This window comes from Kribbella sp. NPDC026611, assembly GCF_040638345.1.
Classification (GTDB): domain Bacteria; phylum Actinomycetota; class Actinomycetes; order Propionibacteriales; family Kribbellaceae; genus Kribbella.
In genome coordinates, this window is sequence record NZ_JBEZYC010000010.1 from 245,462 (window position 1) to 267,678 (window position 22,217).

Consider the following 22,217-nt stretch of genomic DNA (forward strand, 5'->3'; position numbering starts at 1 on the left):
CAGCGGCCGTCTGGTGTCGTGTCCGGCGCACCTCATCAAGCCGTGGTATCCCGGACTCGTCGTACTCAGAGTCGTCGTACCCGCTCCCGCTGTACGTGCCAGCGGCCGTCTGGTGTCGTGCCCGGCGCACCTCATTAAACCGTGGTACGCCGGACTCGTCGTACCCGGAGTCGTCGTAGCCGGCTCTCGCCGTACGCGCCAGCGGCCGTCTGGCGCCGTACCCGGCACACATCCGCCCGTTCGCGCCCGGGGCGTCGTATCCGAGGGTGTGCTTGGGGCGTGGTTAGGCAGCCATCCAGGTTTGTAGGGAATCGGGGGTTCGGGGGAGGGCGGCGGAGAGGTTTTCGGGTCCGGATTCGGTGATGAGGATGTCGTCTTCGATGCGGATGCCGATGCCTCGGAGGTCTTCGGGGACGGTGAGGTCGTCGGGCTGGAAGTAGAGGCCGGGTTCGACGGTGAGGACGTAGCCGGTTTCGAGGGGGCCCTGGCGGTAGAGCTCGGAGCGGGCGGCGGCGCAGTCGTGGACGTCGAGGCCGAGCATGTGGCTGACGCCGTGGAGGGTGTAGCGCTGGTGGAGGTTGGTAGCCGGGTCGAGCGCCTCGTCGACCGACATCGGGAGGAGTTCCATCGCGGCAAGGCCGTGCACGATCACCTCGATCGCCGCGTTGTGCCCGGCGCGGAACGGGACGCCCGGGCGGAGCGCGTCGATGCCGGCGTTCTGTGCGTCGAGCACCAGCTGGTACAGGTCGCGCTGCCGCGGGGTGAACTCGCCGCTCACCGGCAGCGTGCGGGTGATGTCGGCCGTGTACAGGTGCCGGTTCTCGACGCCCATGTCGAGCAGCATCATCGTGCCGTCGACCACCGGGCCGTCGTTCTCGATCCAGTGCAGCGTGGTGGCGTGCGGTCCGGCCGCGGCGATCGAGGAGTACCCGACGTCGTTCCCCTCGGCCCGGGCCCGGCGCCAGAACGTGCCTTCGATCCAGCGTTCGCCGTACCGCCGGACCTGGTCCATCTCGGCGAGGACGTCGGAGAACCCGCGGTGGGTGATGTCGACCGCGTTCCGCAGCTGCTCGAGCTCGAACGGGTCCTTCACCAGCCTCAGCTCGGACAGGACCGTCCCGAGCTCGTTGCTCTTCTGGTCGTCGATCTTCAGGCCGGTCAGCAGGTGCGCGATCGACTCTTCCTCGTCCCGCCGCACCCGGGTCGGTACGTCGCCCTTCAACGCGTCGGCCAGCTGGTCGACGTGCCGGGTCTCGAGGCCGAACTCCTTGGCGGTCTCGTTCAGCGACGGACGCCGGCCGGCCCACAGCTCGCCGTACGCGCGGTCGCGCCAGAACTCCTCGCCCTGGCTGCGGTCGGAGCGCGGACGGAAGTACAGGACAGCGTCGTGGCCGGTGGTGCCGTTCGGCTCGAGCACGAGGACGGCGTCGGAGGTCTGGTTGCCGGTCAGCCAGACGTAGTCGGTGTGTGGGCGGAAGACGTAGTCGGTGTCGTTCGACCGGACCTTGTAGGTACCGGCCGGGATCAGCAGGCGCTCACCCGGGAACGCCTGCGAGAGCGCGTCCCGCCGCTTGGCCGCCCAGACCCCGACGTCCGCGAGGGTCAGGTCCTGCCGCTCGGTGTCGGCCCACCCGGAGTTCATGAACGCCCGCAGCTTCGCGCTCGGCTCGCTGTCGTGCGACGCGGTCTTCGGCGCCGCACCGGTGCTCTCAGCGGTCACGTGGCCGTCAGCGCCTGCGGTCAGATCAGCGGATGCGGTGGTCTCGGTCGTGTCGGTCATCGACCAGTCCTCGTCTCGACGTGGGTGTCCCGGACACCGGTGTGCAGTTGGTCACCGCGGAGCGTGCCGGGCAGTGCCTCCGCGGGGTCGGTGCCGATGCGAGTGATCGCATTGTGCCCGTCCACGAAGACTACGCTCGGTTCGAAGACCTTGGCCTCGGCGCTGTCGAACATCCCGTACGCGATCAGGATGACCAGGTCACCCGGGTGGATCAGGTGCGCGGCGGCCCCGTTGATCCCGACCACGCCCGATCCGCGCGGCCCCTCGATCAGGTACGTCGACAGCCGGTTGCCGTTGGTGATGTCGACGATGTCGACCTTCTCGCCCGGCAGCAGGTCCGCGGCGTCCATCAGGTCCGCGTCCAGCGTGCACGATCCGACATAGTCCAGATCGGCCTGGGTCACGGTCGCCCGGTGCACCTTCGACTTCATCAGCTCGCGCCACATGGCGGCCAATGTGACAGCCGGGAGGTCCGGCTGTCAGTGGCCGCCATCACGTCAGCGGGATACGAGTTCCGGTTCCTGCGGGTCCGCGGCTGCCGCCCGGCGGCGGAGCGAGTCGCCCTCGACGTCGATGTTCGGGAGCAGCCGGTCCAGCCAGCCCGGCAGGTACCAGGCGCGCCGCCCGAGCAAGGTCATCACCGCCGGTACGACGGTCATCCGTACGACGAACGCGTCGATGACGACCGCGAGCGCGAGACCGAAGCCCATCTCCCGGATCAGCGCCTGCCCGGACAAGATGAACCCGGAGAAGACCGCCGTCATGATCACCGCCGCCGCGGTCACCACGCGGGCACTGTGCGCGAACCCGTCGACGACCGCGACCCGTGGTGCGGCGCCGTGGACGTGTTCCTCGCGCATCCGGGTGACCAGGAAGATCTGGTAGTCCATCGCGAGCCCGAACACGACGCCGATCAGGAAGATCGGCAGCATGCTGATCACCGGCCCGGTCTGCCCCGCGACGCCGAACAGGCCGGCGAGCCAGCCCCACTGGAAGACCGCGACCAGCGTGCCGAACGTCGCCACCACGGTCAGCAGGAAGCCCAGCGTCGCCTTCAACGGCACCAGCACGGAGCGGAACACCAGCATCAGCAGCAGGTACGCCAGCCCGACGATCAACCCGAGGTATGGCGCCAGCGCGGCACCGAGCTTGTCCGAGATGTCGATGTTGACCGCGGTCGCGCCGGTCACCGACGCCTCGGTGCCGCGCGGGTCAGGCAGCGCGCGGATCGCCTTGACGAGGTGGCGGGTCTGCTGCGTGGACGGACCGCTCGCCGGGATCACGGTCAGCAGCGCCGTGTTCCCAGCCGGGTTGAACCGAGCCGGCGACACCATCACCACATCAGGCAGCCTGCCCGCAGCCGCTGCGGTCGCAGCCGCGGCGGCCTTCGGATCGGGCGCCCCACCCGCATCGACCACGACCATCAGAGGGCCGTTGAAACCGGCGCCAAAACCCGCCGCCAGCAGCTCGTACGCCTTCCGCTGGGTAGAGCCCGGCGCCGCCGTACTGTCATCCGGCAACCCAAGCTCGATCGAGGCCGCAGGAACCGCCAGCACCCCGAGCCCAACCACAGCCACGACCAGGACAGCAAGCGGCCGCCGCGACACAAGCCGACCCCACCGCCGCCCCACCGCCACCCGCGCGCCGGCACTGCCCTCGCGTGCGTCTTCGGGGTCGGGGGTGCGGAGGCCGGGGATGCGGCCGCGGAGGACTCGGTGGCCGGCGAAGCCGAGGAGGGCTGGGAGGAGGGTGAGGGCGATGGCTACGGCGATGACAACTGTGAAGGCTGCTGCGAGGCCCATCTGGGTGAGGAAGGGGATGCCGGCCACGGAGAGGCCGGCCAGGGCGATCACCACCGTGAGCCCGGCGAACACGACGGCGGAGCCGGCGGTGCCGACTGCTCGCCCGGCGGCCTCCTCCGGCTCGAACCCGGCTCGACTGCTCGCCGGGTCGGTGGCTAGTTCGTGGCGGTAGCGGGACATGATGAAGAGGGCGTAGTCGACCGAGACGGCCAGGCCGATCATCAGGGCGAGGATGGGCGTGCCGGAGCCGATGTCGGTGAAGCCGCTGAGGGTGGAGATCGCGGTGGTGCCGATACCCACGCCGATGATTGCCGAGAGCAACGGTAGGCCGGCGGCGACGAGGGAGCCGAAGGTGATCAGCAGGACCACGGCGGCGACCCCGATACCGATCACCTCGGTGAGCTGTTGTCCGTCCTGGGGTTGCAAAGCGTCGCCGCCGTACTCGACCGTGAGCCCGGCCGCACGCGCCGGCGCGACCGCGGCGTCGACCGCGTCCTTGGCCGCCTGGGTGACGTCTGCGGCGGGTACGTCGTACGTGACCTGCGCGTACCCGGTCCGTCCGTCGGCCGAGATCGCCTTCGCGGCAAAGGGATCGAGCACCCGAGCGACCTGAGGTGCATGCGCGATCCGGTCGAGCGTCTGCTGCACTTCAGGACGGTCCAGCCTAGAGCCCAGCGGCGCCTGGAAGACGATCCGCGCGGTCGCCGCGTCCGCGCCGGCCTGTGGGAACCGCTCGTTGAGCAGGTCGGCCGCCCGCTGCGACTCGGTGCCAGGGATGGAGAACCCGTTCGCCGTCGGACCCGACAGCGTCACAGCTCCCACCACACCAGCACCCAGCAACCCGAGCCAGATCAGTACGACCAACCGCCGCCTCCGGAACGCGAACCGACCCAGCCGGTAGAGATACGTAGCCATACCGCCGATGCTTCCGACCCGAGCCCGTCGCCCGCGTCAGCCGCACGCAGGCTTCCCGGCGTACTGCGCCGGCCCGAGCGGAGCCGTCCCGCGCTACCGCGTCCGGCGTACCACTACTGCGCTTGCGGTACGCCGGGGCGCACGAGGCCGGTCTGATACGCGAGGACGACCAGCTGGGCCCGGTCGCGGCAGTTGAGCTTCACCATCGCGCGGTTGACATGCGTCTTCGCAGTCGACGGCGAGAGGACGAGGCGTACGGCGATCTCGTCGTTGGACAGCCCGTGCGCGACCAGGGCGACGATCTCGCGCTCGCGCTCGGTGAGTACGTCGAGCACCGACGGGCCGACCGGATACCCCGACCGAGGCTCGGCCAGGAACCGGTTGATCAGACCCCGGACCGCCTTCGGGGACAGGAGTGCGTCGCCGCGAGCCACTACCCGGATCGCTTCGATCAGCTCGGCCGGCTCGACGCTCTTCCCCAGGAACCCACTGGCCCCGGACCGGATCGCCTCGAACACATACTCGTCGACCTCGAAGGTCGTCAGGATCAAGACCTTCACCCCGGCCAGCGCCTCGTCCGCGGTGATCAGCCGGGTCGCCGCGAGCCCGTCCACGACCGGCATCCGGATGTCCATCAGCACCACATCGGCCCGCTCCGAGCGGGCCAGCTCGACCGCCTCGCCACCGTTCGACGCTTCAGCAACGACCTGCAGGTCCGGCGCGGAGCCGATCAAGACCCGGAATCCGCTGCGGATCAGCGTCTGATCGTCCGCCAGCAACACCCTGATCGTCATCCAAGACTCCCGTCTCGAGCGGCAGAACAGCCCGTACGCCGAACCCGCCGTCCGCCTCCGGACCCGTCACCAAGGTCCCACCGACCGCCGTGACCCGCTCGCGCATCCCCACCAGCCCGTGCCCACTCCCCACCGGAGCCGCCCCACCAACGCCGGCAGTGTTGGTGATCGTGACCTCGAGAGCGGCGGGGCCCCGAGTGAGGCTCACACAGGCCCGCCCACCCGGAGCGTGCTTCAGCACGTTGGTCAGCGACTCCTGCACGATGCGATACGCGGTCAGTTCGATGACGTCAGGCAGCGGACCGACCGACGGCAGCTGCAGCTCGACCTCGACGCCCGCAGCGGTGAAGGACTTGATCAGCAGGTCCAGCTCGCCCAGCGACGGCGCAGGAGCGGTAGGCAGCGACCCGGACCGTCGCAGTACGCCCAGCAGCACAGTGAGCTCCTGCAGCACCGTGCGTCCGCCAGAGCGCACCAGCGCCAGCGCGCGCTCGGCCTCGTCGGGCTGGGAACGCAGTACGTGCGCAGCCACCCCCGACTGCACGTTCATCAGCGCTATGTGGTGTGCGATCACGTCGTGCAGCTCGTGGGCGATCCGCAGCCGCTCCTCGATCACCCGTCGCTGCGCCTCCTCCTCCCGCGACTGTTCGGCGCGCAGCGCCCGCTCCTCCAGCTGCAGCAGGAAAGCGCGCCGGTACTGCGCCGCCTCGCCGACGCATGCGCCGAACAGCACCAGCAGCCCGTTCACCAGGTTCGCCAGCAGCTCTCCGCCGGTGTAGACCGCCGCCGCGACCACAGTCACCGTCACCACCGACACCAGCGCGATCGCACGGGTACGCCGTTCCGTCCGCTGCACCAGCACGTACGCCGAACACGCCATGAACAGCCCGATCGGGCTCTTGGCCTGCTGCGTGACCGTGTATGTCACGCCGACCACCGTGGTCAGCGCCAACGCCACCACCGGCAGTCGTCGCCGCAGGAGCATGAACACCCCGCCGGCAATGACCAGCGCCGCACCGGACACCGTCAACGACGTCTGCCCGTGGTGGCGCTGGCCTAGCACGACCCCGTTGCCCACCACCAGCGTGAGGGCGAGCAAGACGTCCACCACCGCGGGCGGCAGCCCCACGTCACGCCACCACCGCGCGAGCGCACCCATGCACTCACAGTACGTCTCCCGCCGAACCGCGGCGTCCCACAGCGGCCGTACCTCCCCTGTACCGCAGTCGCAGTACAGGGGAGGTGGCTGTCAGTGCTCCAGCAGCGATGGCCGTGTGAACGAGACCTTGGCCGCTGCTGTCGGCACCGGTAGCGCGTGACCCGGTACGGACGTGTCCTGAGCCGGCAGTTCGCCGGTGACCAGGTAGCGCGTGCCGATGTCGTTCGCGGCGACGTTCACCATCGCCCGCGAGTTGGCGAAGACGCAGTGCTTCCCGGAGTCCAGTTCGGTGACCAGCACCGAGGTCGGCAAGGACGCGTGCAGCTTGAGCGCCCCGGCGTACGGCGTGGCCGGGTCACCGATCGTGTTGAACATCAAGATGCCGGGCAGGTCCTTACCGGTGATCTTGAGCGGCCGGGCGCTCGGCACCGGCCAGTTGCGGCAGGCACTGCCACTGGTCCACATGTTGTACCAGGCGAACTGGGACACCTTGGCCGTCCGCACACCGTCGCGCTCGTACCGCGCCTTGCTCGGCCACGGCGAGTCGACGCAGATCACCGCGTTGAAGATCGCGTTGAACTGCTCGCCCTTCGCGCTGGTGTCCGGCGCCGCGAACGTGACCAGCGCGCTGTCGTCGCCACCGACGACGTACGTGCTGAGCGCCTTGGTGAACGGGATCCAGCCCGACTCGGAGAACATCACGCCGTAAGCGCCGGCGAGCAGTTCGTGGCCACCGACCACACCGTGCGGGGTGGTGCGAAAGTTCGTCAACGTGGAGTTCCAGGCGGCGCGCACCGCGTCGACCGTGCTGCCGAGGTGAAAGACCGAGTCGTACTTCGCCACCCACCCGAGGTAGCTGTCGAACCGCTTCTGGATCGCCACCGACTGCGCCAGCCCGGCCTGGTACCAGACGTCCCGCGGCGTCGGGTCGATGTTGCCGTCGAGGATCATCCGCCCGACCCGCTGCGGGAACAGCTTGCCGTAGACCGCGCCGAGGTACGTCCCGTAGGAGAAACCGACGTAGTTGAGCTTCTGCTCGCCCAGGGCGTCCCGGATCCGGTCCATGTCCCGAGCGACGTCCACGGTGCCCAGGTGCGACAGCAGGTCGCCCGCCTTCTCGCCACAGGCGTCCGCGTACCCGCCCCACAGCTTCCAGAGCTTGCTCCGGTTGGCGGGAACGTCCGGATCGGGCTGCGGCGCGGAGAAGTACGACGGGTCCGTGCAACTGATCCCGTCGCTGTGCGCCACCCCACGCGGATCGAAGCCGATCACGTCGTAGGCGTCGAGTACTGCGGGCTGCAACCGGGTGAACCCGGTCGCGTCCGGCTTGGTGAGCCCACCGGCGGACAGCGAGCCCGCGCCGCCGGGACCGCCCGGGTTGAGCAGCAGCGCCCCCAGCCGCTTGGACGGGTCGTTGGCGGCGCGCTTGGTGACCAGCAACGAGATCGTGGCGCCGTCTGGTTGCGTGTAGTCGACAGGCACCTGCAGGGTCGCACAGGTCAGGGCTGGGAAGGGTTGTGCAATGTCGGCCGGGCAGGCGCCGAACGCGAGCGAACTAGTTGGGTCGGCGACCGGAGCGGCCACCGCGGCGACGGCCGGAGCGGCCGGCGCGATCAGGGCAAGGGCCGCGGCGGTCACCACGGCCAGGCGGAAACGCATAAGTACCCCCTCGGTAGCGCGTAGGGCACGCAACGTATCCGGGCGGAGGGTCAGTCTGTGGCGGCTTGGACTGCCAGGTCGCGGAAGCGCTCGTAGCGGGGACGCAGCACTGCGAGCCGTGCGACGTCCTCGTCCACCGGCGTCAGGTGCTCGCCACCGGGAGCGGGGGACAGGCCGAGAGCGACAGCGGCGGCGCCCCGGGCTCCGACCTCGGGCTCCGCGCAGACCGTCGTGGGGCGAGCGAATGTCGCGGTGAGGCAGCGGCGCCACCAGGCGGAGGCGTCGATGCCGCCGCCCCCAAGGACGACGTCCAGGTCGCGGCCGAAGAGCGAGTCGAGCAAGCGCAGACCGCGGTCGATCTCGAGCGAAGCCCCCTGCAGAGCCGCGGCGAGCAGGTCCGCAGCCGAGTCGTCGAAGGACAGGCCGAAATACACGCCGGACCCGCTGGGTACGGTCGCCGGCGGACGCGTCCCGGCCATGAACGGGATCGCGATCGCCTTCGCCGATCCGACCTCCACGCCCGTCGGCTCCGGCGAGTCCAGCTGCAGTACTTCGGTCAGCCACGCATGCAGGTTGCCTGCCGCCGAGAACGCCATCCCCGTCACGGCACGCTGGTCGTCGACCCGGTACCGCCACAGCTCCCACGGCAACTCCGGTGCGTCGGCGATCGGATGCACCACGCGGACCGCGGCCGACGTACCCACTGTCACGGCCGCGGTGCCCGAGTCGAACCCACCCGATCCCACATTCGACGCCGCGCCGTCACCGGTCGGCGGATGCACAGGTACGCCGACCAGCCCCGGCCAGCGGCGCGAGTACTCGCGGGACAGCGTCCCGGTCCATCCGGTCGGCACGATCGAGGGCAACCGATCCGCCTTCACGCCGGCGATGTCCAGGGCCTCGGCGTCGTACCCACCCGAGGCGAGATCCAGCGTCCCGGTGCCGGAGGCGATCGAGACCGAGGTGACGCGCTCGCCGGTCAGCCGCTCGAGCACAAGGTCGGGCAGACCGGCGAAACCGGCCGGCGAAACCTCCGACATCAGCCACGGGATCCGGCGGGTCCAGTACAGCCGGTGCAGCCAGGCCCCGGTCCGCGCGTGGAACGCGCGTTCGTCGAAGGACGGCCCGAGCTCGAGGTCGACCGACCGCGTGTCCGCCCAGGTCACCACCGGGGTGAGTGCCGCGCCCTTGTTGTCCAGGGCAACGATCGAGTGCCACTGCGAGGACAGCACGACGGCGGTGATGCCGTCGAGATGACCGTTCTGCTCGAGCTCGTCGAGGCAGCCGAGCAGACCCTCGACGTACTCGTGCAGGTCGAGCGTCGCGGACCCGCCGGTGCTGTACGTCGGGGAGATCTTGTGCCGCGCCAGCGCTCCCTCGATCGGCGCGGCGTCCGCCGCGGACAGCACCAGGGCGCGCGCGGACGACGTACCCAGGTCGAGGGCCAGGACGCGGTCGTCAGTCCTCGTCATGCAGCGCTCTGAGGAAGCTCTGGGCCCACACGTTCACGTCGTGCGCGGCGAGGTGCTTGCGCATCGCCTTCATCCGGCGGCCGAGCTGGCGGTCGTCGGTGTTCATCGCGTCGACGATCGTGTCCTTCATCCCGTTGATGTCGTGCGGGTTCACCAGGAACGCCTGGCGGAACTCGTCCGCCGCGCCGGCGAACTCGCTCAGCACGAGCGCGCCGGTGTCGTCGTACCGGCAGGCGACGTACTCCTTCGCGACCAGGTTCATGCCGTCGCGCAGCGGCGTCACCACCGCGACGTCCGCGGCCCGGAACAGCGCGGCCATCTCGGTCCGCGAGTACGACGTGTGCAGGTAGTTGATCGCCGGCGTGCCGATCCGGCCGTGCTCGCCGTTGATCCGGCCGACCAGCAGCTCGATCTCGTCGCGGAGCACGCGGTACTGCTCGACCCGCTCGCGGGACGGCGTCGCGACCTGGATGAACACGGCGTCGTCCACCGACACGCGCTTCTCGTCCAGGAGCTCACCGAAGGCGCGCAGCCGCTGCCGGATGCCCTTGGTGTAGTCGAGCCGGTCCACCCCGAGCAGGATGTGCGCCGGGTTGCCGACCTCCTGGCGCATCTCGGCGGCGCGTGCGGCCGTCTCCGGCTGCCGGGCCAGGGTCTCCAGCTCGCCGACGTCGATCGAGATCGGGAACGCCTTGGCCCGCACGATCCGGTCGTCCGGCAGGTGGATGCGGTCGCCGCGGGTCCGCAGGCCCATCCGGTTGCGGGCCAGGCGGGCGAAGTTCGAGGCGGCGCCGGGCCGCTGGAACCCGACCAGGTCCGCACCCATCAGCCCGTCCAGGATCTGCCGGCGCCACGGCATCTGCGCGAACAGCTCGGTCGGCGGGAACGGGATGTGCAGGAAGAACCCGATCCGGACGTCCGGACGCAGCCGCCGGAGCATCGCCGGGACCAGCTGGAGCTGGTAGTCGTGCACCCAGACGTCCGCGTTGTCGTCGGCGGCCTCCGCGGCGGCCTCCGCGAACCGCCGGTTCACCGCGACGTACGACTCCCACCACTCGCGGTGGAACTCCGGCGCCACGATCACGTCGTGGTACAGCGGCCAGAGCGTCGCGTTCGAGAAGCCCTCGTAGTACAGCTGGACGTCCTCGGCCGTCAGCATCACCGGGACCAGGTGCATCCCGGCCTCGTCGAATGGGTCCAGCTTCTCGTCGGCGCTGCCGGTCCAGCCGATCCAGGCGCCGTGGTGGGACTGCATCACCGGCGCCAGCGCGGTGACGAGGCCGCCCGGGCTACGGCGCCACGCCGTACTGCCGTCGGGCATCTCGATCCGGTCGACCGGCAGCCGGTTGGCCACCACTACGAAGGAACTGCGTCCGTTCGGCATCTTCAGCGTCATCCACTCAGGTCGTCGTCGTCACCGGGATAGCGGACCCCGAGTTGGGCGCGGGTCGCGTCGAGCAGGTCCAGAATCTCGAGGGTGGCGGCATGCGGCAGCGCCGGTACTTCGATCCGCCCGGCAAGCAGCGTCTGCATTACTGCGGTTGCCTCGTAGTGGTACCCACGGCCATGCGTCGGTACGTCGATCCGCTCGGTCCCCGCCGCCGTCGTCCGGACGTAGTGGTCCGGGTGGTGGAAGCGGTGCGGGAGCTGGAGGTTGCCGTCCGGGCCGCTGATCGACGCGACCCAGGGGTTCTGGGACTTGAGTCCGCAGGTCAGGGCGGCGACGGCGCCGGAGTCGTAGCGCCAGGCCATGGCGACGTTCAGGTCGATGCCGTCCTCGTTCAGCGAGCCGACCGCCTTGACCTCGGCGGGTCGGCCGAGGGCCATGTAGGCGAACGTCATCGGGTAGATGCCGCCGTCCATCAGCGAACCGCCGCCGAGCGCCGGATCCAGCAGCCGGGCCGGAAGGAACGGTTTGTGGAACGCGAAGTCCGCAACCACCTGCTGCGGTTCACCGATCACACCGTCGGCGACATCCTTGAACAACGCCTGGATGACCGGGTTGGTACGCATCCACATCGCTTCGGCGAACAGCGCGTTGTGCTGCTCGGCCACCGCGACCAGGTCCCTGGCCTGCTTGCCGGTCAGGGCCACCGGCTTCTCGACCAGTACGCCGATGCCGGCCTGCAACGCCGCCCGCGCGATCGCGTAGTGCTGCGGGTGCGGCGTCCCGATGTAGATCACGTCGACGTGGCCGGAATCGATCAGCCGACGGTAGTCGTCGTAGGCGTGCTCGATGCCGAACTCCTTGGCGAACCGGTCAGCGCTGTCCTGGGACCGGGACGCGACCGCCGTCGCGACGGCGCCGGTGGTGAGCCCCAGGTCACTGGTGAACTGGGTCGAGATGTTGCCAGTAGCAACGATACCCCACCTGACGCGCGCTACATCCACTGGGTGAACTCCGGGGTCGGGAACGGTCCGTCTGCTGCGATTCTCGCGGTTTCGAAGGCGTGAGCCAAGCGAATGAGCGTGGCGTCACTCCGAGCGGTGCCACTCAGCGTGATCCCGACCGGCAGCCCGGACACCAGTCCGGACGGCACGGAGATCAGTGGATAGCCGGCCAGAGCGGCGTGTGAGGAGGAGCTGCCGAGCACGTGGTCGCCGTTCACCAGGTCGATCGACCAGGCCGGTGAGTACGACGGGCTGACCAGGGCGTCGAGCTGGTTGTCGCGGAGCAGGTTGTCGATACCGTCCCGGCCCGCTCGGAGCGCGGCGAGCCGTGCGGCGACGTAGACCGGCGCGTGCAGGCCCTCGGTCGCGGCGGCCTGCTCGAAGAGCTCCTGGCCGAACCACTGCAGCTCCACGTCCGCATGCTTCTTGTTGAACTCGATCAGGTCGTCCAGCGTCCGCGGCCCGCCGGGGACGCGAGTGGCGAGGTACGCCGCGAGGTCCACCTTCAGCTCGTGCGACAGCACCTGGAGCTGGTCCTCGTCGCCACCTGGTGACGGCAGGGACAGCTGGTCGACCAGAGTGGCTCCGCAGCGGCTCAGCGTCTCCAAAGCGCGCTCGGTGACCTGGTCGAGGCCGGTGGAGTAGCCCCAGAGCGGACCGCGCGGTACGCCGATCCGCAAGTTGCTGAGGTCCGTGCCGCGGCAGTGCTCGGTGTAGTCGGTCCCGCCGCCGGTCAGGACGGTCAGCAGGGCGGCGGTCTGCCGGACGGTCTTCGTCATCGGCCCTGCGGTGTCCTGCGAATGCGAGATCGGAACGATGCCCTGCTGGGGGACCAGTCCGACCGTCGGCTTCAGGCCGACGATGCCGTTGAGGGCGGCCGGGCAGACGATCGAGCCGTTGGTCTCGGTGCCGATCGCGTACTCCGCCAGTCCGGCGGCGACCGCCGCGCCCGAGCCGCTGGACGAGCCGCCGGCGGACCGGTTCAGGGCGTACGGGTTGCGGGTGAGACCGCCGTACGCGCTCCAGCCGGAGGAGGACGCGGAGCCGCGGAAGTTGGCCCACTCGCTCAGGTTGGTCTTGCCGAGGATCACGCAGCCGGCCTCGCGCAGCCGCCGTACCACTGGGGCGTCGTCCGGGGGCGGCGGCTGGTCGGCCAGCGCCAGCGAGCCGGCCGTGGTGGGCAGGTCCGCGGTGTCGATGTTGTCCTTCACCAGGATCGGTACGCCGTGCAGCGGGCCACGAACGCGACCTTCGTCACGCTCCGTGTCGAGGCGGGCCGCTTCGGTGAGGGCGGCGGGGTTCGGCGTGCAGATCGCGTTGACCAGCGGGTCCACGGCCCGGATCCGGTCCTGCAGCTCCGCCACCAGCGCCGCTGAGCTGGATTCCTTCCCCACCCCACCACCCCGATCTGAGAGAGTTGAGGTCACTCTCAGAATCCTGCCAGAGTTGGTTAAGGTCGGCTGTGGTGGCCGCGCGCCATCCCACGTAGGTCGGCTGCCTCGTCAGCGACACGCACCGTGTCGGCTGAGCGGTGAATGACATTGGTGTTGTTCGGCACGTAGAGTGGCAGCCGGACGGACGATCACCGACCGCACAGGAGTCAGCAGCAGATGGACAGCGCCAACGCCAGCTCTTCCGGCCCCGCCGAAGCTGTGCCGCCGGCCGCGGGACTCTCCGATCGCGACGGGCAGATCCTCGCCTTCGAGCGGCACTGGTGGAAGTACGCCGGCGCCAAGGAGCAGGCGATCCGGGACCAGTTCCAGATGTCGGCGACCCGTTACTACCAGGTGCTGAACGCGCTGATCGACCGGCCGGAGGCCCTCGCGCACGACCCGCTGCTGGTCAAGCGCCTGCGCCGCCTCCGCGCGGCCCGCCAGCGCGCCCGCTCGGCCCGTCGTCTGGGCATCGAGGTCTGAGCATGTCCCGCCGTAGGGCGTCCCGGGTGACTGCACGCCCTCAGGGCGACCAGGGTCAGGTCTTGTCGTCCCTCGTCGCCGTGGCCGCTGTGGTCGCGATCCTGGCCGGGTTGCTGGTGCTGTTCGGGACCCGCGGGCACGACAGTGAGGCGAAGGAGACGTCCGGTTCGGGTACGCCGAAGCCGAGCGTGAAGCCGACGACCGGCCCGTCGACGGTCGGCGCGAGCATCCCGCGGCCGTCGAAGTCGACCAGCGCCCCGACGACTGCCCCGACGACTGCCCCGACCACCCAGCCCCCGTCCAGCGAACCCACGCAGGCGCCGCAGACCACCGAGCACACCACTCAACCGCCGAACCCGCCGGCCTCCAACCCGGTGACCATCCCGGCGGAGGAGCGGCCCGCGATCGAGATCTACAACAACACGCCGCGCAAGGGCATGGCCGACGAGGTCGCCGGCCGCGCGAAGCAGGCCGGCTGGACCGTCGCCGGCGTCGACAACTGGCACGGCAAGGTCGCCGAGAGCACGGTGTACTACCCGCCCGGGATGCTGGATGCCGCCAACCAGCTCGCCCGCGACCTCGGCGTCCCCCGGAGCAAGCAGGCGCTGGACAACATGAAGAAGGACCGCCTGACGGTGATCCTCACCTCGGATTACGCCGGATGAGTACCCCGATCATCCAGACGGACGCCGGCCACGAGGGCTGGGCGGCGATCGTCTCCGACCCGGCCACCGCGGTCATCTCGTCGGACTTCGACGGCGTGCTGTCCCCGCTGGTCGAGGATCCGGCCAGGTCCCGTCCGGTAGAAGGCGCGCTGGACGCCCTGGCCCGGCTGGCCCGCTCGGTGCGGCAGGTGGCCATCGTCACCGGTCGGCCGGCGTTGGTGGCTACTGAGCTGTCCGGTGTGAGCAGGCACCCCGGCCTGGAGAGTCTCGTCGTGCTAGGCCACTACGGTCTGGAGCGCTGGGACGCTGCCACCGGCAAGGTGACGAGCGCGCCCGTACCAGCTGGGGTGGCGACAGCTCGTGACAGGTTGCCGGGCCTGTTGCGCGAGGTCGGCGTACCGGATGCGTTCGTGGAGGACAAGGACAGCTCGCTGGCTGTGCACACGCGGCGGCTGGAGGACCCGGCCGGTGCGCTGGAGCTGCTGCGTGGCCCTCTGACGGCGCTGGCGGAGGAGACCGAGCTACGGCTGGAGCCGGGCAACTTCGTGCTCGAGTTGCGACCACCCGGTATCGACAAGGGCGTCGCGATCGCCCGCCTGCTCGAGTCGACCGGCGCGCGCTCGATCCTGTACGCCGGTGACGACCTGGGCGACTTGGCGGCGTACCGGGCGATCGACGAGCAGCGCAAGACCGGTCTCCGCGCAGTGCTGGTCGCTACGCGGTCGTCCGACGCCACCGAGCTGATCGACGCGGCGGACATCGTGGTGGACGACCCCAGTGGTGTCGTGACCGTGCTCACGGCCCTTTCGGACGCGATCTCAGCGCGCTGAACGCCTGCGTCACGGTCTTGCCGAGCGGCTGGATCGGGCGTTCGACGTACCCGCCCTCCTTGAGACTGGCGAGCCGCTCGAACGGGTTGCGAGAGGCGGTGTCGCCGGTGAGCAGGAACGAGACGACCACGGCGACGACGTACAGCGGGAGCATCGGGAGACCGAGCAGGCAGAAGTACTGCCAGGAGTGGCGCTCCTCGTGCCGGACGAGGTGCGCGTCGTCGAAGTACGAGCGGTCGTGTTTGCTGAGAACCACGTTGCCGATGGTGAAAGCGCCGGCGACCGGAAAGCCGAGCTTGTAGCCGTTCGCGAAGAACAGGCCGCGCGGGCCGCGGGTCAGGGTGGCGCGGCCGAGCGCGCACACCAGGAAGCCGGCGAGCGTCGAGAGGTTGACGAAGTTGCCGATGAGTTTGACCCGCTGCCAGGCCGTCATGCACCTCAGTATGAGATTTGTCGGCGCGGTGGGTAAGACTTGGCGGGTGAGTTCGCGAGTGCGGGTCTGGCGGCCTGGGCGGGTTGTCGATCCGCAGTCGGTGATCGGTGGGTTGCGTAAGGGGCCCGGCGACCCGGCGTACGTGTTCGATGCCGGCCGGCGGACGGTGTGGCGGGCGACCCGGACGCCGGAGGGGCCGGTGCTGCTGCGGTTGACGCCGTACGCCGGAGCTGTCGAGGCAGAGGCGTGGGGACCGGGCGCGGGCTGGGCGCTGGACGGGGTGCCGGAGCTGCTGGGGGAGCTGGACAGCTGGGACGGGTTCGAGCCGCTGCCGGAGCACAGGGTGCTGGTGGATGCGGCGCGGCGGTTCCCGCATCTGCGGGTGCCGCGGTCGCGGGCGGTGTTCGAGGCGATGGCGGCCGCGGGGATCGAGCAGGTGGTGACCGGCAAGGAGGCGTTCCGGGCCTGGCGGGTGCTGCTGCGGACGTACGGCGAGCCCGCGCCGGGGCCGGGTGGACCTGCGGGGCGGCCGATGATGGTGCCGCCGGCGCCGGAGGAGTGGCGGCTGATCCCGTCGTGGATGTGGCTGCGGGCCGGCGTTGAAAACCGGCGGTCGCGGGTGGTCGTGACAGCGGCGACGCGGGCGAAGGCGCTGGAGCGGACGCTTGAGTTGACTGACGGTGCCGAGGTCGAGCAGCGGCTGCGGTCGCTGCCCGGGGTGGGCGTGTGGACGGCGGCTGAGGTGCGGCAGCGGGCGCATGGCGACGCGGACGCGTTCTCCTTCGCGGACTATCACGTGTCGCGCAACGTGTCCTACGCCTTGATCGGCGAGGAGCTGGACGACGACGGCTGCGCCGAGCTGATCGAGCCGTACCGCGGGCATCGGTTCCGCGTGCAGCGGCTGATCGAGATGGCAGGGATCGGCCACCCGCGCTTCGGCCCACGCAAGGCGCTGCCCACGCACACGCCGGGAGCCACGCATCGCCTGAGGTAGCCCTGGGCACGGGCTGATTCACCCGATGACCATCGGGTCCGGGTTGAGATCGCGCGTCTCGGATGGTGGGAACGTAGGACACAATATGGACCCGATTGGGTAATCTCGGGGGCAGCTCATCCAGAGGGACTGAGGGAAACGGCCCGTTGACGTCCCGGCAACCCTCCCCGTCGTACGCCCGTCCGGGCCGAAAACGAGGGAACGGTGCCAAATCCGTCCCGCGCCGAGATCCGGCTCCCGGGGAAGATGAGAGGGGAACCTCACTCATGAGCCAGACCGCCACCCACACCATCCGTGAAGGTGCCTTCGGCAACGGTACGCACCTGAGCTGTCGCGCCTGTGGGGCGAAGTCGCCGCTCGGTCCGTTCTACGCCTGTATGGAGTGCTTCGGTCCGCTCGAGGTCGGGTACGAGTACCCGGCGATCACCCGCGAGCAGATCGAGGCCGGTCCGAAGAACATCTGGCGGTACCAGCCGCTGCTCCCCGTCCCGGTCGACGTGGCGAGCTTCCCGAACACCGAGCCGGGGTACACGCGGCTCGTCGACGCCGGCAACCTGGCCCGCGAGCTCGGGCTGCGCAAGCTGTGGGTGAAGGACGACTCCGGCAACCCGACGCACTCCTTCAAGGACCGGGTGGTCGCCTCCGCGCTGAGCGCGACCCGCGAGCTGGGCATGAAGGTCTTCGCCTGCCCCTCGACGGGCAACCTGGCCAACGCCGTCGCAGCCGCGGCCGCGCGGGCCGGCATCCGCTCGGTGGTCTTCATTCCGCAGGACCTCGAGCGGCCCAAGATCATCACCACCGCGGTGTACGGCGGGACGCTGGTCGCCGTCGACGGCAACTACGACGACGTGAACAAGCTCGCCTCCGAGATCGCCGGTGAGGAGGAGGGCTGGGCGTTCGTGAACGTCAACGTCCGGCCGTACTACTCCGAAGGCTCGAAGACGCTGGCCTTCGAGATCGCCGAGCAGCTCGGCTGGCGGCTGCCGGAGCAGATCGTCGTACCGGTCGCATCCGGGTCGCAGCTGACCAAGATCGACAAGGGCTTCACCGAGCTGGGCAAGCTCGGGCTGGTCGACGCCACCGACTACAAGGTGTACGGCGCGCAGGCGACCGGGTGCTCGCCGGTGGCGCAGGCTTTCCGGGACGGGCACGACGTGGTGAAGCCGGTCAAGCCGGACACCATCGCGAAGTCGCTCGCGATCGGGAACCCGGCCGACGGGCCTTACGTGCTGGACGTTGCCCGCCGTACCAACGGTGCGATCGAGGACGTCAGCGACGAAGAGGTCATCGAGGGCATCCAGTTGCTGGCGCGGACCGAGGGCATCTTCGCCGAGACCGCTGGCGGGGTGACCGTCGCGACGCTGAAAAAGCTGATCGCGACCGGGCAGCTCGACCCCGAGGCCGAGACCGTGATCATCAACTCCGGCGACGGGCTGAAGACGCTCGACGCCGTGGCAGACCGGGTCGGCCCGAAGGTGACCATCCCCGCGTCGTACGACGCCTTCGTGAAGGCAGGCCTGCAGTGAGTGTGAGCGTCCGCGTCCCGACCATCCTGCGCCCGTACACCCAGGGCGCGTCCGAGGTGTCCGCCGAGGGCACGACGCTGACCGAGGTGCTGGACTCCCTCGACACGTCGTACCCCGGCATCAAGGCCCGCGTCCTGGACGAGTCCGGTGAACTGCGCCGCTTCGTCAACGTCTACGTGAACGACGACGACGTCCGCTTCGCCTCCGGCCTGCAGACCGAGATCAAGGACGGCGGCCAGGTCTCGATCATCCCCGCGGTCGCCGGCGGCTGACCTACGATGCGGGCATGCGTGCCGTTGTCGTAACGAAGTACGGCGAACTGCCGGAGGTTCGCTCGGTTCCGGAACCGGCGGTGGCCGAGGGTTCGGTGGTCCTGAAGGTCGAGGCCACCGGACTCTGCCGCAGCGACTGGCACGGCTGGATGGGCCACGACCCCGACATCGTCCTCCCGCACGTCCCCGGCCACGAACTCGCGGGCACCATCGCCGCCTTGGGTGCGGGAGTGAGCGGCTGGTCGGTAGGCGACCGCGTCACGACGCCCTTCATCTGTGCCTGCGGCAGGTGCGAGCAGTGCCTCTCCGGCAACCACCAGGTCTGCCCGAACCAGCTCCAGCCCGGCTTCAACTACTGGGGCTCGTACGCCGAATACGTAGCCATCCCGTACGCCCAGGTCAACCTCGTCCGCCTCCCCGACGACATGCCCTTCACGACCGCCGCTGGCCTCGGCTGCCGCTTCGCGACCTCCTTCCGAGCCATCCACCACGTCGGCCGCGTCCGCGAAGGCGAACAAGTAGCCATCTTCGGCTGCGGCGGCGTAGGCCTCTCCGCCGTCATGATCGCCGCCGCCCTGGGCGCAGAGGTCACCGCCATCGACACCAACCCAGCAGCCCTACACCTCGCCCACCAACAAGGCGCCACCCACACCGCCACCCCCGAAGCCCTCACCACCGAACGCTTCCACGTAACCGTCGACGCCCTGGGCTCCAACGAACTGATCCAGCAAGCCCTCGAACATCTTGCGCCCCGAGGCCGCCACCTCCAGATCGGCCTCCTCCCCACCGGCGTACAACTGGACGTCGGCCGCCTGATCTCCCAAGAACTCCAATGGCTCGGCTCGCACGGCATGCCCGCCCACGCCTACCCCGAAATGCTCACACTAGTTGCCGCAGGCAACCTAACCCCCGCCAACCTGATCACCCGCACTATCACCCTCGACGAAACCCCCACCGCCCTCACCGCCCTCACCAACGGCACCCCAGCCGGCGTAACGGTCATCGTGCCCTGAACCCCTTGAAACAAAGGGGTTTCTGGCTTTGGAAACTGTCGGTGGGGGTGTCTAGAGTCGGGGTATGGAATCGTTGGGTGAGCGGGCCGTCTGGTCGATGGGTGGGAGCGAGTTGCTCGCGACTCTCGACACGGTGGAAGCTGAGCTTGCCCGGCTGGAAACCTATCGTTTGCAGCTGATCGCGGGGCTGGACGAGGTCGGTCACGCTGGTGAGATCGGTGCGCACGATACCGAGCAGCTGCTCGAATATCGTTACCGGCTGGACCGGGCGCGTGCCCGGCGGGATGTGCGGTTGGCACAGGCGTTGCCGAAGTACAGCGCGGTGTCGGCTGCGTTGCCGGATCCCGCCGATTCTGGTGCTGCCGTGGTGCTCCGTCCGGCGCAGGCCGAGGTGATCGTTACCGCGCTCGAGAAGGTGCCGGTGACGGTCGCAGTGGAAGATGTGAATGTCGCGGAGCGGGAGCTGGTTGGTTTGGCTCGGCATTTGTCGCCGGCTGAGCTGCGGCGGGCGGGGGAGCGTGTCCGGGATCTGCTGGACACCGATGGGCCTGAGCCTGAAGAGCAGAAGGCGTACGCGCGGGAGAGCCTGACGTTGAGTGTCGCCGACCGGGGCGTGAAGTTCCGCGGCTACCTTGCGAACGAGAACGCCGAGCTGCTGCGCTCACTGATCCATGCTGGTGCTCGGCCGCACAAGACTGCTGACGGCGAGCTGGATCCGCGTCCGCGGGAGAAGCGTCAGGCGGATGCGTTGACGGCTGCGCTCACGGTGGCTGCCGGTGCCCTGGATGCCGGCACGGCAGCTGTGCCCGGCAGCTCCAGCGACGTGCCGGGCTTCGGCGCCAAGGCGAACATCACCGTCACCATCGATCTCGAAGACCTGAAGTCGGCAACTCCGAAGGCGATCGGCGACACCGTCTACGGTGAGGGCCTCTCGGCGGCGACGATCCGGCGGCTCGCCTGCGACGCTCGGGTGATCCCGCTGGTGCTCGGCTCCCATTCTGAACCCTTGGACGTGGGCCGCTCCGAGCGCCTGGTGACCCGCGCGATGCGCCGTGCTCTCAACGCGCGCGACAAGGGATGCGTCGTCTGCGGCGCACCACCCATCGCCTGCGACGCACACCATCTGACCTCATGGATCGACGGCGGCACGACCTCGGTCGACAACCTGGCCCTGCTCTGCCGCCGCCACCACCTCGCCATCCACGCCGGCGAATGGACCATCGCTATCACCAACGGCCAGGTGCAGGTAGCCCGCCCAACCTGGGCAGACCCACCGCTGGAAGATCGTCGCCGCCGCGCCGACAGCGCCCGCGTCCGACCGCAACCCCCGATCCCACGACCAGCCCCACAGACCGCCTCACCCAACGCCCTGACCCCTCACGAGCCCGCAACCCTCGCCATCTGGGGCGAGAGACCGGCCCCAACAAACCTCAAACCCACCACCGTGCTTCCCATCCCATGGGACCCGATACCCGCGCGCGCCCTATAACCCACCCAACGGCCGCGCCGGCCGGTCCCGGCACGCGACGCAACCGCCAATGCCGGGCCGCCTCCGTGACGGCGGCGGCGATGTCGCCGTGGGACAGTCCCCGGCCGCGCAGTTCGCGGGCGCCGCGCAGGTCGTGCCGGGTCGGAGAGCGGGCGTAGCGGACGACGGAGGAGCTTGCGTAGCCGGCACGTCTGCGGTCTGCTCGAGTGGTGCAGGCGACCGCATCAACTGAGGTGGTGCTGCTTCGACGCCTCGTGCTCGTTTGCCGGTCGCGGGCTGACCGCGAAACGGTGGGTTGCAGCTGTACCGCGAGCTCGGACAGGCGGGTACGACGGATCGGTCGTCGCGGTCGCACCATCCACCCATGCATATCCCGGTCGTGGCGGACGCATCGTCAGCCTCCGCGGCGCGCCACAGGTACGCGCCGATCTAGCTGGCGGACCTGGCGGGGTGTCTCGATCTCGACCGTGCGGGCCGTACTGATCAGGTGCCGGCTGAACCGACTATCGCACCTCGACCGGCATAGCGGCGAGACGATTCGCCGCTCGGAACACCCATACCCCGGCGCGATGCTGCATGTCGACGTGAAGAAACTGAGCATCAGCTACGTCCACACCGTCCCCTGATGGCATCGACGACCACTCCCGCGTCGCCGACGCCGAAATCCACGACGACGAGACCGGTGCAACTGCCAGCGCAGTCCTGCGCCGTGCCGTGGCCTGGTTCGCGGGGCGCGGCATCACCCGCATCGAACGGGACCTGTCCGACAACGGCTCGTCTACCCGCTCCAACCTACGGCGCGGCGCCTGCTTCGAGCTTGGCAGCATCCCCAAGAAGACCCGGCCCAACAACCCACCCACAGCCGCGTGACAGCCATGCCCGGCACGCGACGGAAGGCCAATACCGGCGGGGCAGCCCTCGGCTGAGTAGTTCGCGGGCGGCTCGCGCAGGTCTTGCGTGGTCGGAGCGCTGGCGTAGCGGGCGAGCGGAGTGCGTTGCGGTTGGCGCGGGTGGATCGGGCTTGGCGTCGCCACGCGGTAGTCGCCCGCGAGCGGTAGCGAGCAGCTCGCCGGCGGTAGGCGGCTGGGGTCCGGCGGAAGCCGGAGG

Annotated in this window: 19 protein-coding genes, 1 pseudogene and 1 riboswitch; of the genes and pseudogenes, 9 read left to right on the plus strand and 11 right to left on the minus strand. The window is 69.7% G+C overall.

The window, feature by feature from the left end:
- Positions 1–283: 283 nt before the first annotated feature.
- The 10 genes from AB0E69_RS34405 to AB0E69_RS34450 form a co-directional block, all read right to left on the minus strand.
- Complete coding sequence (locus tag AB0E69_RS34405) at positions 284–1,780, minus strand: aminopeptidase P family protein (protein WP_360156014.1); 1,497 nt, start codon at positions 1,778–1,780, stop codon at positions 284–286.
- Positions 1,777–2,226, minus strand: coding sequence for an aspartate 1-decarboxylase (gene panD, locus AB0E69_RS34410; RefSeq protein ID WP_360156017.1), 450 nt, complete (start codon positions 2,224–2,226; stop codon positions 1,777–1,779). The genes AB0E69_RS34405 and panD overlap by 4 nt, the downstream gene beginning before the upstream one ends.
- Before the next feature lie 51 nt (positions 2,227–2,277).
- Positions 2,278–4,497: an MMPL family transporter gene (locus tag AB0E69_RS34415; RefSeq protein WP_360156020.1), complete on the minus strand. Its 2,220-nt coding sequence runs from the start codon at positions 4,495–4,497 to the stop codon at positions 2,278–2,280.
- A gap of 113 nt (positions 4,498–4,610) precedes the next feature.
- Complete coding sequence (locus AB0E69_RS34420; RefSeq protein ID WP_360156023.1) at positions 4,611–5,291, minus strand: response regulator transcription factor; 681 nt, start codon at positions 5,289–5,291, stop codon at positions 4,611–4,613.
- Entirely contained in the window at positions 5,194–6,450 is a 1,257-nt protein-coding gene (locus AB0E69_RS34425) for a histidine kinase (protein ID WP_360156026.1), read from the minus strand. Before AB0E69_RS34425 ends, AB0E69_RS34420 begins: the two co-directional genes overlap by 98 nt.
- Before the next feature lie 90 nt (positions 6,451–6,540).
- On the minus strand, positions 6,541–8,109 hold the full coding sequence (locus AB0E69_RS34430; protein WP_360156029.1) for an alpha/beta fold hydrolase: 1,569 nt from the start codon (positions 8,107–8,109) through the stop codon (positions 6,541–6,543).
- Positions 8,110–8,159: 50 nt separating this feature from the next.
- Positions 8,160–9,581, minus strand: a complete 1,422-nt coding sequence (locus tag AB0E69_RS34435) for an FGGY family carbohydrate kinase (RefSeq protein ID WP_360156032.1) — start codon at positions 9,579–9,581, stop codon at positions 8,160–8,162.
- On the minus strand, positions 9,568–10,965 hold the full coding sequence (locus tag AB0E69_RS34440; protein WP_360156214.1) for a trehalose-6-phosphate synthase: 1,398 nt from the start codon (positions 10,963–10,965) through the stop codon (positions 9,568–9,570). The genes AB0E69_RS34435 and AB0E69_RS34440 overlap by 14 nt, the downstream gene beginning before the upstream one ends.
- A gap of 8 nt (positions 10,966–10,973) precedes the next feature.
- The gene (locus tag AB0E69_RS34445) at positions 10,974–11,972 is read right to left on the minus strand and encodes a Gfo/Idh/MocA family oxidoreductase (RefSeq protein ID WP_360156035.1); all 999 of its coding nucleotides are present in this window, start codon (positions 11,970–11,972) and stop codon (positions 10,974–10,976) included.
- Complete coding sequence (locus AB0E69_RS34450) at positions 11,963–13,366, minus strand: amidase (protein ID WP_360156038.1); 1,404 nt, start codon at positions 13,364–13,366, stop codon at positions 11,963–11,965. Before AB0E69_RS34450 ends, AB0E69_RS34445 begins: the two co-directional genes overlap by 10 nt.
- Positions 13,367–13,582: 216 nt before the next feature.
- Between AB0E69_RS34450 and AB0E69_RS34455 the strand changes: the two genes are divergently transcribed.
- Genes AB0E69_RS34455 through otsB form a run of 3 tightly spaced genes read left to right on the plus strand, consistent with a single transcriptional unit; the run spans position 13,583 to position 15,383 of the window.
- Complete coding sequence (locus AB0E69_RS34455) at positions 13,583–13,888, plus strand: DUF3263 domain-containing protein (RefSeq protein WP_360156041.1); 306 nt, start codon at positions 13,583–13,585, stop codon at positions 13,886–13,888.
- Positions 13,889–13,914: 26 nt separating this feature from the next.
- A complete protein-coding gene (locus AB0E69_RS34460; protein WP_360156044.1) occupies positions 13,915–14,553 on the plus strand; it encodes a LytR C-terminal domain-containing protein in 639 nt (212 codons plus the stop codon).
- Complete coding sequence (otsB, locus tag AB0E69_RS34465) at positions 14,550–15,383, plus strand: trehalose-phosphatase (RefSeq protein ID WP_360156047.1); 834 nt, start codon at positions 14,550–14,552, stop codon at positions 15,381–15,383. The genes AB0E69_RS34460 and otsB overlap by 4 nt, the downstream gene beginning before the upstream one ends.
- Here the strand turns inward: otsB and AB0E69_RS34470 are convergent.
- Positions 15,349–15,816: a hypothetical protein gene (locus tag AB0E69_RS34470; protein WP_360156050.1), complete on the minus strand. Its 468-nt coding sequence runs from the start codon at positions 15,814–15,816 to the stop codon at positions 15,349–15,351. The two genes, otsB and AB0E69_RS34470, sit on opposite strands and share 35 nt — an antisense overlap.
- A gap of 46 nt (positions 15,817–15,862) precedes the next feature.
- On the opposite strand from AB0E69_RS34470, the gene AB0E69_RS34475 reads away from it, so the two are divergent.
- The 6 genes and pseudogenes from AB0E69_RS34475 to AB0E69_RS34500 form a co-directional block, all read left to right on the plus strand.
- Positions 15,863–16,810 carry a DNA-3-methyladenine glycosylase 2 family protein gene (locus tag AB0E69_RS34475; protein WP_360156053.1) on the plus strand — a complete coding sequence of 316 codons (948 nt, stop codon included), beginning with the start codon at positions 15,863–15,865 and terminating at the stop codon, positions 16,808–16,810.
- Positions 16,811–16,923: 113 nt separating this feature from the next.
- A riboswitch (SAM riboswitch) is annotated at positions 16,924–17,063 on the plus strand.
- Between the two features lie 13 nt (positions 17,064–17,076).
- On the plus strand, positions 17,077–18,336 hold the full coding sequence (gene thrC, locus AB0E69_RS34480) for a threonine synthase (RefSeq protein ID WP_360156055.1): 1,260 nt from the start codon (positions 17,077–17,079) through the stop codon (positions 18,334–18,336).
- On the plus strand, positions 18,333–18,608 hold the full coding sequence (locus tag AB0E69_RS34485; RefSeq protein ID WP_360156058.1) for a ubiquitin-like small modifier protein 1: 276 nt from the start codon (positions 18,333–18,335) through the stop codon (positions 18,606–18,608). Before thrC ends, AB0E69_RS34485 begins: the two co-directional genes overlap by 4 nt.
- Before the next feature lie 14 nt (positions 18,609–18,622).
- Positions 18,623–19,621 (plus strand): zinc-dependent alcohol dehydrogenase family protein, encoded by a 999-nt coding sequence (locus AB0E69_RS34490; RefSeq protein ID WP_360156061.1) that lies wholly within the window; start codon positions 18,623–18,625, stop codon positions 19,619–19,621.
- A gap of 64 nt (positions 19,622–19,685) precedes the next feature.
- Positions 19,686–21,110, plus strand: a complete 1,425-nt coding sequence (locus AB0E69_RS34495) for a DUF222 domain-containing protein (protein WP_360156064.1) — start codon at positions 19,686–19,688, stop codon at positions 21,108–21,110.
- Between the two features lie 449 nt (positions 21,111–21,559).
- Positions 21,560–21,956: pseudogene (locus AB0E69_RS34500) on the plus strand (IS481 family transposase); the annotation flags it as partial.
- Positions 21,957–22,217 lie beyond the last annotated feature (261 nt).